The organism is Catenulispora sp. GP43 (assembly GCF_041260665.1).
GTDB lineage: Bacteria > Actinomycetota > Actinomycetes > Streptomycetales > Catenulisporaceae > Catenulispora.
Genome location: NZ_JBGCCT010000014.1, coordinates 21,221 through 35,278, shown reverse-complemented (window position 1 = coordinate 35,278; position 14,058 = coordinate 21,221). Strand labels below are relative to the sequence as shown.

The 14,058-nt window shown below is 67.6% G+C and carries 15 protein-coding genes; 9 read left to right on the top strand and 6 right to left on the bottom strand.

Annotated elements, in window-relative coordinates; genetic code table 11:
• Positions 1–694: 694 nt before the first annotated feature.
• A complete protein-coding gene (locus ABH926_RS26840; RefSeq protein ID WP_370368553.1) occupies positions 695–2,554 on the top strand; it encodes a flavin monoamine oxidase family protein in 1,860 nt (619 codons plus the stop codon).
• A gap of 1,005 nt (positions 2,555–3,559) precedes the next feature.
• On the opposite strand, the gene ABH926_RS26835 is transcribed toward ABH926_RS26840, so the two are convergent.
• Positions 3,560–4,222, bottom strand: coding sequence for a TetR family transcriptional regulator (locus tag ABH926_RS26835; protein ID WP_370368552.1), 663 nt, complete (start codon positions 4,220–4,222; stop codon positions 3,560–3,562).
• Between the two features lie 126 nt (positions 4,223–4,348).
• Between ABH926_RS26835 and ABH926_RS26830 the strand changes: the two genes are divergently transcribed.
• Genes ABH926_RS26830 through ABH926_RS26820 form a run of 3 tightly spaced genes read left to right on the top strand, consistent with a single transcriptional unit; the run spans position 4,349 to position 6,773 of the window.
• A complete protein-coding gene (locus tag ABH926_RS26830; RefSeq protein WP_370368551.1) occupies positions 4,349–5,023 on the top strand; it encodes a winged helix-turn-helix transcriptional regulator in 675 nt (224 codons plus the stop codon).
• A gap of 45 nt (positions 5,024–5,068) precedes the next feature.
• A complete protein-coding gene (locus tag ABH926_RS26825) occupies positions 5,069–5,923 on the top strand; it encodes an NAD(P)H-binding protein (protein WP_370368550.1) in 855 nt (284 codons plus the stop codon).
• 28 nt (positions 5,924–5,951) lie between these two features.
• Positions 5,952–6,773: an alpha/beta fold hydrolase gene (locus tag ABH926_RS26820; protein ID WP_370368549.1), complete on the top strand. Its 822-nt coding sequence runs from the start codon at positions 5,952–5,954 to the stop codon at positions 6,771–6,773.
• An 81-nt stretch (positions 6,774–6,854) separates the two neighbouring features.
• On the opposite strand, the gene ABH926_RS26815 is transcribed toward ABH926_RS26820, so the two are convergent.
• Positions 6,855–7,133, bottom strand: a complete 279-nt coding sequence (locus ABH926_RS26815; protein ID WP_370368548.1) for a nuclear transport factor 2 family protein — start codon at positions 7,131–7,133, stop codon at positions 6,855–6,857.
• A 255-nt stretch (positions 7,134–7,388) separates the two neighbouring features.
• On the opposite strand from ABH926_RS26815, the gene ABH926_RS26810 reads away from it, so the two are divergent.
• A complete protein-coding gene (locus ABH926_RS26810) occupies positions 7,389–8,294 on the top strand; it encodes a hypothetical protein (RefSeq protein WP_370368547.1) in 906 nt (301 codons plus the stop codon).
• 41 nt (positions 8,295–8,335) lie between these two features.
• Here ABH926_RS26810 and ABH926_RS26805 read toward each other — a convergent pair whose 3' ends face one another.
• A complete protein-coding gene (locus tag ABH926_RS26805) occupies positions 8,336–8,806 on the bottom strand; it encodes a hypothetical protein (RefSeq protein WP_370368546.1) in 471 nt (156 codons plus the stop codon).
• On the opposite strand from ABH926_RS26805, the gene ABH926_RS26800 reads away from it, so the two are divergent.
• From ABH926_RS26800 to ABH926_RS26785, 4 genes are all read left to right on the top strand, one after another.
• The gene (locus ABH926_RS26800; RefSeq protein WP_370368545.1) at positions 8,799–8,981 is read left to right on the top strand and encodes a hypothetical protein; all 183 of its coding nucleotides are present in this window, start codon (positions 8,799–8,801) and stop codon (positions 8,979–8,981) included. The two genes, ABH926_RS26805 and ABH926_RS26800, sit on opposite strands and share 8 nt — an antisense overlap.
• 289 nt (positions 8,982–9,270) lie before the next feature.
• Entirely contained in the window at positions 9,271–9,744 is a 474-nt protein-coding gene (locus ABH926_RS26795; RefSeq protein WP_370368544.1) for a hypothetical protein, read from the top strand.
• 264 nt (positions 9,745–10,008) lie between these two features.
• Positions 10,009–10,551 (top strand): SMI1/KNR4 family protein, encoded by a 543-nt coding sequence (locus ABH926_RS26790; protein WP_370368543.1) that lies wholly within the window; start codon positions 10,009–10,011, stop codon positions 10,549–10,551.
• 79 nt (positions 10,552–10,630) lie between these two features.
• Positions 10,631–10,996 (top strand): hypothetical protein, encoded by a 366-nt coding sequence (locus ABH926_RS26785; RefSeq protein WP_370368542.1) that lies wholly within the window; start codon positions 10,631–10,633, stop codon positions 10,994–10,996.
• A 222-nt stretch (positions 10,997–11,218) separates the two neighbouring features.
• Here the strand turns inward: ABH926_RS26785 and ABH926_RS26780 are convergent, their stop codons facing one another.
• The 3 genes from ABH926_RS26780 to ABH926_RS26770 form a co-directional block, all read right to left on the bottom strand.
• Positions 11,219–12,055 (bottom strand): alpha/beta fold hydrolase, encoded by an 837-nt coding sequence (locus ABH926_RS26780; RefSeq protein WP_370368541.1) that lies wholly within the window; start codon positions 12,053–12,055, stop codon positions 11,219–11,221.
• A gap of 83 nt (positions 12,056–12,138) precedes the next feature.
• Positions 12,139–13,038: an aldo/keto reductase gene (locus ABH926_RS26775; protein ID WP_370368540.1), complete on the bottom strand. Its 900-nt coding sequence runs from the start codon at positions 13,036–13,038 to the stop codon at positions 12,139–12,141.
• Positions 13,035–13,901 (bottom strand): helix-turn-helix domain-containing protein, encoded by an 867-nt coding sequence (locus tag ABH926_RS26770; protein ID WP_370368539.1) that lies wholly within the window; start codon positions 13,899–13,901, stop codon positions 13,035–13,037. Before ABH926_RS26770 ends, ABH926_RS26775 begins: the two co-directional genes overlap by 4 nt.
• Between the last annotated feature and the right edge of the window lie 157 nt (positions 13,902–14,058).

The window sequence follows — 14,058 nt, the reverse complement described above, 5'->3', positions numbered from 1 at the left end:
GGCTCAGAAGCCGTCGCCGGGCCGGTCGGCCTCGAAGGAACTGCACTTCGCGGCGGGTACAGAGGACGTGTCGTCCACTCCCCCGTACCGGGCGCCACGCCGGCCCGAGCTGCGTTCGATCCCGCAGGCGCCGCGCCATCGCAAACTACGGTTGCGCAGATGGCTGCGATGGACGAGGCCGCCGCATACTAATCCCAGGGCGGAGAAGTGGCGGCGATACTTCAGCGCCTGCTTTCAGAAGCCGGTCTTCAGCAGTTCCCGCGAGCTGCACCGGCACCGGCCACCACTACCCCCTCGCGCCCGCGCGCATCAGCGCCAACGTCGCCGTACATCCCCTACATCCCCGAGCCAGGACACCCGCACGCCATCAGTCGTACCGCGAGCCTGGCCATCACCGTGCTGACCGGGTCAGCGATAGTGCTCCCCACCGCGTTGGCGCGGCTCGGCGGCTTTGGACAGAAATGAAAGCAGCGGACGGCTCCGATCCGAGGCCAGGGTGCTGGGCCGCATCCGATGATGTCCACGATCGGCGGCGGACTAACACCCGAGTTCGCCCTGCCGACCGGCTTCCTGGCGCTGGGGCGATCGAGAGCGCGACGGGCGCGCTACTCGCCGCAGTAGTGCAACGCACGTACGTCCTCGGAATCAGTCTGCGCTAACAGAGAACAGAGAGAAGAACACCGTGAAGAACAGGATGTCGAATCGATTCGGCCTGCCTGAAAATGCCGAACTTCCCGAAGGCGCCGACCCGTCCGGGAACACCGGCCTGACGCGGCGCGCGCTGGTCGGGGGTGCGGCCGCCGCCACGCTGGGCCTGCCCGTGGCCACTGCCTTCGGCCTGCCCGCTTCCGACGCCGCCGCGGCCGCGCCGCGGACCGACTACCCCGGCGGCGGCGACGAAGCGACGTCCCGGGACCTGGCCCGCAAGGTCCTGCTGGTCAGCGACGACGAACAGAGCGACCTCAAGCTCGACTACCTCAAGATCCTGATCGACGGCCGGCTGCCCGCGCCGACCGCGCGCAAGCGGGTGCTGGTCGTCGGGGCCGGTGCGGCCGGGCTGACCGCGGCGCGCCTGCTCACCGCCGCCGGGCACGACGTGGTGATCCTGGAGGCCAACGGCAACCGGGTCGGCGGGCGGATCAAGACCTTCCGCGGCATCTTCTCCGACCCGCACCTGCACGCCGAGGCCGGCGCCATGCGCCTGCCGGACGCGCACCCGCTCGTCCTCGCGCTCGGCGACAAGCTCGGCCTGACCCGCCGCCTGTTCTACAACGCCGACGTCGCCCCCGGTGCCGTGTCCACCGGCCGGATCCCGCCGGTGACGTACACCTCGTTCACCGGCGAGACATGGACCAACGGACCGGGTGGGGCCCCGTTCAGCGCGCCGCCGCCCACCGGACAGTCCCTGATCACCTCGAACGGCCTGACCCGGACCCGGAAGGCGTACGCGCAGAATCCGAGCGCGTTCAACAGCCTGTTCGGCACGGATCTGGCCACCACGACCACGGCCGCGGCGAACACGGCGTTCGCTCCCGTGCTCGTGTCCGGCACCACCCCGATCGCGACACAGCTGGCCGGCTGGACGCAACTCCTGCGTGACTTCGACGGCTACTCCACTCAGCGCTACCTCGTCGAGAACCAGGGCTGGGACACGGCCCGGCTGCAGGCCGTCGGCACCGTGGAGAACCTCACCTCGCGCCTGCACTACTCGCTGATCCCGACCTTGTTCGACCACGCGCTGATCAACCCGACAAGCCGGTACTGGGAGTTCGAGAACGGGACCGCCTCCCTCACCGACGCCCTCGCGGCCCCGCTGAAGGACCTGATCCGCACCAACCGCAGGATGACCAAGCTTGTCCAGGACGGGCGCGGAGTGACGATCGAGACCACCGCCGAGTCGGGGAGTGAAGACTCCTGCGACGGCGCGCCAATCGGCCCGGTCGAGACCTTCCACGGCGACTACGCCATCATCGCTGTCCCCTTCAGCGCCCTTCGCTTCTGCCAGTTCGAGCCGCTGATGTCCTACCCCAAGCGGCGCGCGGTGGAGGAACTCCACTACGACTGCGCGACCAAGGTGCTCCTCGAGTTCAAGACACGCTTCTGGGAGGGCGGCCCTGGCGGCTTCACCGGCGGCGGCAACATCTCGGACTACCCGAGCCGCTTCACCTACTTCCCCTCGCACGCACCCCAGGGATCCCGCGGCGGCGTGGTGCTCGCGGCCTACTGCTGGTCGGACGACGCGATGCGCTGGGACTCCCTGACTCCGGGCGAACGCTACACACTCGCTCTGGACGATATGGCTCGTATCTACGGAAGGCAGGTCTACACCGAGTTCACCGGTGTCGGTGCCACCCAGTCCTGGGCCAGGGCCCGCTACGCCCTCGGCGAGGCCGTCGTCGTGACGCCCGGCCAGCTGCACGAACTGCACCCGGCTACGCGCACGGCCGAGGGCCGGGTGCACTTCGCGGGCGAGCACACCAGCCTCAAGCCGGCCTGGATCGAAGGCGCGCTGGAGTCTGCGGTGCGCACCTTCCTCGAAGTGCACGCACGCTGATTGAGCCTGCCGTCCGCCCCAGAGCCGAACGACCCCCTCGTCCCTGCCGGTGTCATCACCCCGGCGGGGTTCAATAACGCCTGCGGTACTTCTGAAACTCGGCCACTGGGCTCGGCCTGCGATGATGTGTGGTGGTGATGATCCGTCTCGTCGACCGGTTCGCGGTTACAGTTCTGGCCTGGTTGGCGCTGTTGCCAAGATCGTCGGCGTCGAAGACGCAGCCACCAAGGCGACGGGATGGAAAAGCGGGCACCCAACGACCACTCGAACGTGATCCCCTTCCCTGCCCCAGCAGGCCGGATCCACCGCAAACCAGTCCGTGGCGGACTAATCAGCGAGTACCAAGCCGCAGCGTGAACCAGCACGTCAGACGGAGTGACCGGGCTTCAGGAGTACTACAGGACGGACCTGACTCCGGCCTACGCCCCACGCTCGCCACTTCACCTTGACTGGCCTGGCGGCTCGGCGTTACCCGCCGATCCGTGGCATCGCATGTCCCCAGCTTCACCAGTGCGGACAGCTCGTCCGAGCCGATCCGATCCGATCCGATCCGACCACCAACGCGCGTCGAGGATTCGCAGGCCCAGTACGTGGCGTAGCTCGAAAGTGGCCACGGCTAGTGCCGCAGCGGCAGTGGCCTCCCGCACAAGCCCCAGTCCGCACGCCACCCCAATCGCCGCCGCGCAGAATAGCCCTGCCGCCGTCGTCACTCCAGGCAAGATCTGTCCCGCAATCCCGCTCCCCCGGAAGACCAGCGCACTTCCGATAGACCCGATTCCAGTCAGCGCCCCCACCGCAGCCGTAGTGGCGCCGATGCCGACCATCATGCTGATCAGTGAAGCGCCCCGGGTCTAGACCATGACTACGGCTTTGACAGCCAGGTCAGCGCCGTCCTCTGACCTGACTGTCAAACGGAAGCGCACGGCACGAACCCGGTGCGGTTCACAGGCTCCGTGGTCACCGTCGACGGCAGAGGCAGCCTGGCCTGAAGTAGGTCTGTGCACATCAGTGGCGGATGCGGTAGTTCTTCAGCCCATGCTCGACCTGGTCGTATGCGGCGATCGCTTTGCGCCGGGCATCGGGCAGCACGTCGATCGCCCGTTCCCCGGCCAGGACGCGTGTTTGGTTGTCTGTGGCGAGGCACTGTGCCACCGCGATGAATTGGGCGGCGGCGAGCGCGGCGGTCAGCGGGTCGTCATCGGGTGCCTCCGCGACAAGCTCGGCGGCCAGCCGATCACGCATCTGGGCGGTCAGGAACAGGGACCGTTGGAACAAAGCTGGTGTCTGGCGGATGAGCCCGACCACGTTCACCACGTTTTCGGCATCGTTCAGACCGGTCACCGGGTCGAAGCGGTCGAGTCCGGCGAGGAAGCGGTCTCGTAGAGCGTCGAGCGCTGAGCTGCCGACGGGCCGTTCGCGTACTGCACGTGCCGGCTCGTCCAGATGCACATCGATCGGCCCGAAGACGAGGTCTTCCTTGGTCGGGAAGTAGTTGAAGACAGTCACCCTGGACAACTCGGTCGCGGCGGCGATGTCCGCGACGGAGACCTGGTCGAATCCACGGTCGAGGAACAGCCTGATCGCCGTGGTCCACAGCTTGGTCTCGGTCTGCTGCCTCTTGCGTGCGCGCAGCCCCGGGGCCGGGTGTCCGCGGTAGGTGTCGGCCATGCCGAGGACAGTATCAGCGAATTCTGCACGGGAGCCAAAATTTGCCTCGATACAAATCTTGACCCAGTACAAGATTTTCTGCGAGGCTGAGCCGGTCAACCCATGTCCGACAGGGGGGAGTCATCGGTGGACACGGAAATGGGGCACCGGTCGGCGGTCTCCGCCGGTGTCGAAGTGCTGGGCGACCGTTGGACGCTCCTGGTACTGCGCGAAATGCTGCTCGGCGAGACACGTTTCAACGACATCCACCGCGCCGTTCCGGAGATCAACAGGAGCCTGCTGTCCGCACGGCTGCGCCGTATGCGTGCTGCCGGCCTGGTGGAACGGGTGGTGGGCGCCGATGACAGACCCACCTATCTCCTGACTCCGGCCGGGGCCGCGCTCAGACCGCTGATCGACTGCCTCGGCTACTGGGCCCAAGACTGGGTTCTGGACTCGTCCCGCGTTCCTCGGGCCGACCTGGGCTGGTTGCTGTGGCGGTTGCGTCAGCTTGTGCGCGCCGAGACGCCCCCCGTGACCGTGGTCGTCGAATTCACCGTGGACGGCGAGTCAGAAGCTCCCGCCTGGCTCGTGCTCAGGCCCGACGGTAGCGGCGTCTGCGCTGTGCGGCCGACCCTGGATCCGGATGTGCGCGTCGTCGCTGATCTGTCGGCGCTGCGGCAGATCGTCGACGGCGAAGCGACCGTGGCCGGTGCCTGCCGCACCGGGACGCTGCGGCTGACGGGCCTTCCGGGTCCGGTCGCCGACTTCTTCGGCTGGTTCCGGCACGCGGCGGCGACTGCCGCGCCAGTGTCTCGATGATCAGCATCCTGCGACTTTCCGAGATTCGACTGAAAGGTGGAACCAATGAGCGATCTGACTGTGGTGACCGGGGCGACGGGCAACGTCGGCGATGCCCTGGTGTCTGCTCTGGTGTCGGCGGGTGCGCCGGTGCGAGCGGTGGTCCGTTCCGGGGCGGACGCGGCGGGGTTCACGGCGAGTGTCCAGACCGTCGTCGCCGACCTGAACGAGCCCGCGACTCTGGCTTCCGCATTGGTCGGCGGGCAGGCGTTGTTCTTGTTGCCCGGTTACGCGGACATGCCCGGGCTGTACGCGGCCGCGCGTGATGCGGGTGTCGGGTATGTCGTGCAGTTGTCGGGGGTGTCGGCCGGCAGTGGGGACATGTCCAATGCCGTCACGGCGTACATGGTGCGCAGCGAGCAGGCCGCGGCGGAGTCGAAGCTGCCGTACACCGTGGTCCGGCCCTCGGCGTTCATGACGAACGCACTGCGCTGGGCCGGGCAGGTCCGCGACGGCGACACCGTGGCCCTGCCCTTCCCGACCGTGGCCACCGCCTGCCTGGACCCGGCGGATTTGGCCGCCGTGATCGCCGCGGTGATCGCCGACCCGGACCGGTATGTCGGCGAGGTACTGCTGCCGACCGGCCCGGAGGCGCTGCTCCCCCGCGACCAGGTGGCGATCCTGGCCGGTGTCCTGGACCGGCCGCTGCACTTCGTGGGGCTCAGCGCCGAGCAGGCGCGCGAGTCAATGGCCGGCGACGGCGTACCGCAGCGGTACATCGAGGCCTTCCTCGACTTCTACGCCGAAGGGAACCTCGACGAGTCGCAGGTGCGCGACACCGTCGCCGACATCACCGGCACCGCACCCCGAAGCTTCGCGGCCTGGGCCGCGGACCACGCCGTGGCGTTCGCCCGCGTCTGAAAGACGGAACTCAAGGAGAACAACCGTTATGCCTACCTACCAGAGCCCTGTGGACGGTACGACCCTGGCCTACCAGGACTACGGCACCGGATCACCGATCGTGTTCGTCGCCGGGTGGTCACTGAACGGCGACATGTGGGAGTACCAGGTGCAATTCTTCCTGGAGCACGGATACCGCTGCATCCTGCCGGACCGCCGCGGCCACGGCCGCTCGGACCGGCCGAGCGGCGGCTACGACGCAGACACCCGCGCCGACGACCTGGCCGCCCTGCTGAACCTGCTGGATCTGCGCGATACCACCATCGTCGCGCACTCGGCCGGCGGTGGTGAGACCGTGCGCTACCTCAGCCGGCACGGCTCGGAGCGCGTGGCGCGCATAGCCCTGCTCGCCCCGGCGATTCCGTTCATGCTGCGTACCGACGACAACCCGGTCGGCGTGCCGGAAGCCGCACTAAAGGAATCGCTGCGGCAGCTACGCACCGACCGGCCGCAATGGTTCGCCGACCGCGCCCAGGGCTATTTCGCCACCCACCTGCGGCCCGGTACCTCGCAAGCCATGATCGACGCCGAGCTTCAACGGTGCATGTCGGCTGCGCCGTACGCGGCACTGGAGGTCCAGCGCCTGACCTTCACCACCGACTTCCGAGCCGACGTCGCGGCCCTCACGGTGCCGACCCTGCTGCTGCACGGCGTCCCGGACCAGTCGATCCCGATCCACATCGCCAGCCGCCAGGCGGTCAAGCTCGCGCCGCACGCGGTGCTGCGGGAGTACGAGGACGCCGGCCACGGCCTCTACCTCACGCACCAGGCCGAGGTGAACGGCGAGATCCTCGGATTCATCAAAGGCTGACAGCCGCGGTCCCGGACGGCGGCACACGGTGTCGGGGCTCTCGCAGCCGGTCGCGAGAGCCCCGACAGGACAATCACAGAGTCAGATATCGGCGGAGATCTTGTCCAGGAAGCCGTGGACGTCCCGGATCCGGCCGTCTGCCGCCAGCACCATCACGTCGAACCCGACGATCATCGGCTCCCCGTCGGCCAGGCCCAGTTGCCATTTGAACCGTGCCACGTTGTGGTGCGCGTCCACCGTGCTGCATAGCGCGATCACGCAGTCGGGAAACTGGTTCTGCATGGTCTCGCGCCGCGTAACCGGATCGGGGTCGTTCCACACCGCTATGTAGCTTCTCACTGTCTCGTATTTGTCACTCATGGTGCTGCCCCTCTCTCGGCGATCACCGGGCTTTCTGGCAGTCAGGCTATGAAGAAGGGCCGTATGAAGAATCAGTCAGCCATAGGTAATCCGACACCGTGATTTACGGACGGGAATCGGAACTGTCGGCGCTGGACAGCGTGCTCGTCGCTGTCCGAGGTGGGTTCAGCCGGGTGCTGACTCTCACCGGCGGCCCCGGCATCGGCAAGACAGTGCTTCCGGAAGCCGCGGCTGAGAAAGGCAGAGGGCTTCCGTGTGATCCGCCGCGCAGGCGTAGAGCCGGAAAGCGACCTGACATTCGCGGGCCTGAACCTGCTCATACGGCCGATCGCCGGACACCTCCCGGCACTGCCGGCCCTGCAGAGGCGTGCGCTGGAGGGCGCGCTCGGCCTCGCCGAGACGGCCGACACACTGGATCGGATGCTCATCGGCCTGGCCATCCTCTCGCTTCTGTCCGAGGCCGCCGAGGCGGGGCCTCTACTGTGTCTGGTCGACGACGCCCACTGGCTGGACCGGCCCTCGCTGGACGCGCTCGCCTTCGCCGCGCGACGCCTGGACACCGAGAGCGTGGCGCTGATCATGGCCACCCGCGGTCCCGCACCGGTAGGCCTGCCGGAACTACACCTCGCGCCGCTGGCTCCCGCGGCGGCGGCCGTGATGCTCGACGTGGCGAACACTCCGACAGAGATCCGCTATCGGCCCCTGGCCCTGGCCCAGGGCAACCCGCTGGCCCTGCTCGAACTCCCGGCCGTACTCGGCAAGTCTGGCTACGCGCCGGTCACGGCGGACGCCACACCGCTGTCCGCCCGGCTGCTCGAGGCGTTCGCCGGAGCCGCGAGGCGGCTGTCTTCGACGACACGGACCCTTTTGCTGGCCGCAAGCCTCACCGACGACCGCGGTGAAGTCCTGGCCGTAGGCCGAGCCCAACGCGCGGTCGCCGAGGACCTGCGGCCTGCCGAGGAAGCGAGCCTGATCACCGTCACCGACAACACGGTCGCTTTTCAACACCCCCTCGAACGTGCAGCCGTTTACCAGAGCTGCGCTGAGGCTCTCCGCGTTCATTATGGACAAAACCGGCGGACAGGACGAGACGAAAAAGATCGCCGCCGCGATGGGTACCGGCACGGTGCCGACCGCCGACAGCGCGCTGAAGGCGAATAGCATCGTGGTCACCGTCGGCAACGACTTCAAGCAGTCGAAACTCACCGAGAGCACCCGAGCGGCGGCCCCACGAACGCGTCGACAAGCACGCCGACCGGCGCGAGCACGTCGGGGGCAAGCACCTCTGGTGGCGGCCTGAGCAGCGGCGCGGCGGTGGATGCCAGCTCGCAGAACGGCATCCCCTGCGTGTACTGAAGTCCGCACGCAATCAGCCCCTGGGTGAGCCCGCGCTCCGCGATGCCGAGGTCCTGGTCGTGACGACCCGGACCCCGGTACCCGATCAGTTCAAGCCGACGGCGCATGCGATACGCGCCGCCGTGTCCTTTCCACCTGATCACACAACGCTCGGGGCGCCATGAGCGGTTCAAACCCCGGTACAAATCAAGTACCTGGTCTACCGCCGCGACGAGGCGTGGACGATGCTCGGATTCATGAAGCGTTTGAGAAGTTTCATGCAGAGCTCTGCGATGGTTCTGGCGGTCGGTGCGGCGGCAGGCGGCGGCCGTGGTCACCGGCTATTCCACCGGACAAACGTGGTTCGCGCTGGACAACCAGGATGGGACGCTCAGCTATTCGACCACCTACGGCTGGTGCCTGGACGGCAACAACACATCATCGCCATGGATCGCCGGAACCGCGGGCAACGCCTACGCCCTGCCCTGCAACGGCGGCGACTACCGAAAGTGACGGGTGTCCTGGATGGGCGATCCGGCGCCGGGGTTCAGGCTCGTCAATGTCGCCACCGGGCTGGTTCTGGACAGTAGCGCCTCCGGGGAGGTGTACATGTTGCCCGACAACGGAGGCGACTATCAGCGCTGGCCCTGAGCCCGCGCTGGTTGCGCCGAACTACCTCGATGTGGAACCCGAGGGAGTGGAGTCGACAGCCGCTGTGCGACGAGCACCGGCCAACAGGGCAGGTTTCCGTAACAAAGGTTCTACTCAGGACCGAATCATCAGAATTCAGGGAAGGAGAGCCATGAAGGCTTTCAAAAAGCAGGTATCCATCGTCATGACGAGCCTGGCCGCCGCCAGCCTCACAACCGTCGCAACCCCGGCCATCGCTCACGCCGACGGCCCGAGATATTACTGCACCAACACCGACGTTCAATACGACCGCGAATTCCCCGCCGGCTATACCTTTACCAGCGGAAGCGGCTACTGCACCGCTCTCTACGCCTTCGATATGCAGCCCGACGGCAACCTCGTGCTCTACAACGAGCTGAGCAACCGTGCCGTCTGGTCAACCGGCACCTTCAACCACGGAGGCGCGTACGCCGAGTTCCAAACCGACGGCAACCTCGTCGTCTACCAGGGCAGCAGCGCCCTGTGGTCGAGCCACACCTACGGCTGGCTGAACGCGCATTTCGCAGTCCAACAGGACGGCAACCTCGTCATCTACTCCGAGGGCGGCGACGTGCTGTGGGCCAGCAACACGCAGTACGCGAAGTAGGCTGACCGCCTGCCGCGTATAGCCGGGCGACGGGACCAGCCACATCGCCCGGCGAGTTCAGCCGCCGGAACACAAAGCTGCGTCTGCTGGCGGGTGTCTCCCCAAGCAGAAGTGGCTGGAGCTATCCGGGGTTGCGGGTGATCGTCGGGGTGTTTGGCGAGGTCGTATTGTTGTGGTCGCGTCAGTAGCGTTGTCGAGGATCGGGAGGCATGGATGGGGCCTGTGCTTAGGCAGATTATGGAGCTTATGGAACCTCCACAGACCGTGGGTTCGACCACGCCGTGGGATGACGCAGCCACCGAGGTGGGGTTCGAGTTCCCTGCCGATTACCGCGACTTCGTGGGCTTGTATGGCGGAGGCGGTGTGAATGACGAGTTGTTCATTTCTGCCCCGACGTTGCGTCGGACCGATTCCCGTTTCCGAACGGGATTCGGCGGTTTCGTCGATCAGACGACGCTCGGCCTGGGCCGCAGCATCGCCGAGATGCGGGAGAACGCGGTCGCGCTCGACGATGAGGAGACCTATCCGTTTCCGATCCTTCCCGAGCCGGGCGGCTTATTGATCTGGGCAAACAACGCCAACGGCGATGTGTGCTTCTGGGACACCCGTGAAGGCGATCCTGACCGGTGGTCCGTCGTGGTGCTGCTGCTGTCGTCCAGGCACTGGGATCGCTTCGACGGCGGGATGACCGAGTTCCTGCTGGCCGTGCTGCGCGGCGACTACCCGTTCGCCAAGTGGCTGATCGATCCGACTGGCGAGGCATCGGATCGTCCGGTGTGGGACTGCAATTTCGGATGGGATGGATAGGTCTGCGCGGACTGGACAACGGTGCTCAGTCGGGCAGTCCGTGCTCGGCGGCCTGACGTCGCAGACGGAGGATCTCTCCGTGGGCTACGGCCAAGCGCTGTTCGAGTTCTTTCACGTGTTCGCGATTGGTGCTCCGTTCCGGCGTAGAGATCAGGAGGTCGCCGACGCACCCGATGGCCAGCGACCACTCGATGTACTGCTTTGCGCCTTTCGGAAAGCCAGGCGGATCCTGGAGGACAACCGCTCGTTCTCCGAGCGGCGATTGAAAATCACCGCGATGACACCGACGCTTCGCGAATGTGATTTGGCCAAGGCCGCGTCGCTCACCGAACCCCGGATCGACGACCCCTCACAAAGCCTGGACGCGCATCTCACCCCAGCCTTCGACGATCTGCACGCCCTTTCCGCACCGGCACAGGCACAGGCACAGCCTGCAAGCACATAGGGGACAGACCAGGCCATGGGAAACGGGATCACATTCGGCGGGGGACGGTTGATCTGGACCGCCGCCGCCAGGCTCGTAGCAGGTTGGCGGCCTGGGCGGGGTTGGGCGGAACTTGATGAGCGCGCGCCGGTTCTTCAGGTGCCGCACCAGAGCTTCGACCCGCAGATGGCGGATCGGCGAGCGTGTCCGGCTGCTCAAAGAGCGAGCAACCAGGGTGGGGCGTCAACGGGCTGAGTCTTGGGCAAACGCTCGAGTCGGGTCCTCCGAGTGAGCAACCGACGACTGCTGAGGCAGGCGGCGGACGAAGTCCATCAGCAGGGTGCAGAACGCCGCCGGTTGTTCCATCGGCGCGAGATGTCCGGCGCCGGGGATGACGGTGATCCCACCGGCATCGAGGTCGCGGGCCAGGGCTTCGCCGCCTTCGTGGAAGTCGGGCATGTCGTGTTCGCCGACGCCGACCAGAGCGGGCATGCCCTGCAGAGTGCGCAGCACCGCCGGGCCGGTTCCGAGGGGATCTGGTGCCTGCGGTGGTTCGCCGTGGGCGAGCTGTTCGGTCAGCTGGCGGCGCAGCATGTCGGCGGCGTGGGCGCGCACGTCCTCGGTAGCCCCGGCCGAGGTCCACGCCTCGATGCCGGCCTTCACCGCGGCGTCCAGGTCGCCTGCGGCCAGCGCTGTCCGTTCGGCCTTCCAGGCAGCGTTCAGACGCGGGGACGCGGGTTGGTCGTGGGGCCGGTATCCCACCAGTACCAGGCCCTCCACCTGCTCGGGTGCCGTTACGGCGGTCTGGAGCGCCACCAGGGCTCCGAGGGAGTTGCCGGCGAGCACGAAGGTGTCGGCGCCGAGGTGGTCGAGCGTTTCGAGCAGGTCCGACCAGGGAGCCACCTCGGGGTGGTTGGGTACGGGCGCGTCGCCGTGACCGGGCAGGTCCACTGCTATGGCCCGCACGCCTGCCTCGGCAAGGAGGGGGAGGTGGGTGTTCCACATGGTGCGGTCGGTGGGTCGGGCGTGCAGCAGGACGACGGGCCGTCCGCGGCCTGCCTCGGTGGAGGGAAGCAGCATGGCTTGAGGTGCCTTTTTCTGTAAGCGAGTGAGTGTAGGGAAGAGAGAGTCAGCAGTCGTAGGAGGCGACCGCTGGAGCGCGGTCACGCGGCGTCGGCGAGTTCGCGCAGTTCGGTGTCGGCCAGGCGCAGCGTCGCCGCAACCAGGTTGTCCTCCAGGTGCGCGACCTTGGACGTACCGGGGATGGGCAGCATGACCTCGGCGCGGGCGAGCAGCCAGGCCAGCGCCACCTGAGACGGCCGGGCACCGTGGGCGGTCGCGATCCGGTCGACCGGGCCACGAGGGCGGGCGAGCTCACCGGCGGCCACCGGCGCCCAGGGCATGAAGCCGATGCCGTGGCGGACGCAGTAGTCCAGAACGTCGGCGGAGGCGCGGTCGGTGAGGTTGTAGCGGTTCTGGACGGTCGCAATCTGGGCGATCGTGCGCGCCTGTTCGATCTGGTCGACGGTGACCTGGGACAGGCCGATCGCGACTATCTTGCCCTCGTCCTGCAGCGTCTTCAGCTCACCGACCTGGTCCTCCAGCGGGACCGCGGGGTCGATCCGGTGCAGCTGAAACAGGTCGATGTGGTCCAGGCCGAGCCGGCGAAGGCTCATCAGGGCTTGCTGGCGCAGGTACTCCGGGCGCCCGACCGGCGGCCAGGCCTTGGGGCCAAGGCGCACCAGCCCGTCGGGAGTCCTGATCGTGTCAGGACCGTTGCGGGTCAGCCCCGCCTTGGTCGCGATGAGCACGTCGTCGGGGTAGGGGTGGATCGCCTGCCGGATGATCTCCTCGCTGACGTGGGGGCCGTAGGAGTCCGCGGTGTCGATCAGCTGCACGCCGAGTTCGACGGCCCGGCGCACCACGCGGATGCATTCGGCGCGGTCATCGGGCTCTCCCCATACGCCGAGCCCAGTCAGGCGCATGGCACCGAAGCCGAGACGGGCGACTTCCTTGCCGGCGATCGTGAAGGTGCCGGTCGCGTCGGACAGCGAAGTGGTCATGACCGGAGGTCTTCTTCCTCTGCGGGGGCGTCGTGGGCACTGGTAGCCGAGGTCTGCTCGGCCAGCTGGCGGAGCAGTACCAGGGCATCGGCACTGGCGCTGCCGGGTTCCGCGCTGTAGACGGACAGGTGCTGGCCCGGGGCACTGGTGACGGCCAGCGCCTCGAAGTGCAGCCGCACCTCACCCACGCCAGCGTGTCGGAAATGCTTGTCCTCCTGCGTGCGGGGACGGACCTCGTACCGTGCCCACAGGCTGGCGAAGGCGGGGCTGCGCACACTGAGCTCGCCGACGATCCGCTCGATCCGCTCGTCCTCGGGGAACTGCGAGGAGGAGGCCCGCAGGTTGCCCACCGCGGTGTGCGCCGCCTTGTCCCAGTCGACGTAGAACTCCCGCGCGTACGGGTCGAGGAAGATCATCCGTAGCAGGTTGTCGTACCGGGCGAACCCGCGGTACAGCTCGCGCGCCATCGCATTGGCCGCCAACACGTCCTGCGCCGCACCGACCACGAACGCCGGCGTGTCGCGCATGCCGTCCATCAGCCGCGCCAGCTCCGGCGCGACGCTCGGCGCTGCGGACGCCGTGGCGAAAACGGGCAGGCCGAGCCGGAACAGGTGGCCGGCCGCGGGACCATCGAGCCGCAGTGCCGCAGCGATCGCCCGAAGAACCTGATCGGACGGGTTCCGCTCACGACCCTGCTCCAGGCGGATGTAGTAGTCCGTGCTCACCCCGGCCAGCAGCGCCACCTCGTCCCGCCGCAGCCCCGGCACCCGCCGGGCCCCGTCATCCACCAGCCCGACATCCCGCGGCGTGATCACCGCGCGGCGAGCACGCAGGTAGTCACCGAGATCGTTGTTGTTCTCCACGTCAGCCACACTAAGTCTGTGCGGTGGGACGGGGCGTGGGTGCAGTGCACCCACCCGGAACTGCGGCTGCCCGGATCCGGCGCGAAGCCGCTGTCGGCGACCGACGCGGTGTCCGGCGACGGCCGGTTCGCCAGCGGCGGTCGCCGTAAGCGTCGGG

Excerpts from the sequence above, each read along its gene's own strand:
- ABH926_RS26840 (WP_370368553.1), top strand. The coding sequence starts at position 695 with ATGTCGAATCGATTCGGCCTGCCTGAAAATGCCGAACTTCCCGAAGGC.
- ABH926_RS26835 (WP_370368552.1), bottom strand. The coding sequence starts at position 4,222 with ATGGCCGACACCTACCGCGGACACCCGGCCCCGGGGCTGCGCGCACGC.
- ABH926_RS26825 (WP_370368550.1), top strand. The coding sequence starts at position 5,069 with ATGAGCGATCTGACTGTGGTGACCGGGGCGACGGGCAACGTCGGCGAT.
- ABH926_RS26820 (WP_370368549.1), top strand. The coding sequence starts at position 5,952 with ATGCCTACCTACCAGAGCCCTGTGGACGGTACGACCCTGGCCTACCAG.
- ABH926_RS26815 (WP_370368548.1), bottom strand. The coding sequence starts at position 7,133 with ATGAGTGACAAATACGAGACAGTGAGAAGCTACATAGCGGTGTGGAAC.
- ABH926_RS26795 (WP_370368544.1), top strand. The coding sequence starts at position 9,271 with ATGAAGGCTTTCAAAAAGCAGGTATCCATCGTCATGACGAGCCTGGCC.
- ABH926_RS26780 (WP_370368541.1), bottom strand. The coding sequence starts at position 12,055 with ATGCTGCTTCCCTCCACCGAGGCAGGCCGCGGACGGCCCGTCGTCCTG.
- ABH926_RS26775 (WP_370368540.1), bottom strand. The coding sequence starts at position 13,038 with ATGACCACTTCGCTGTCCGACGCGACCGGCACCTTCACGATCGCCGGC.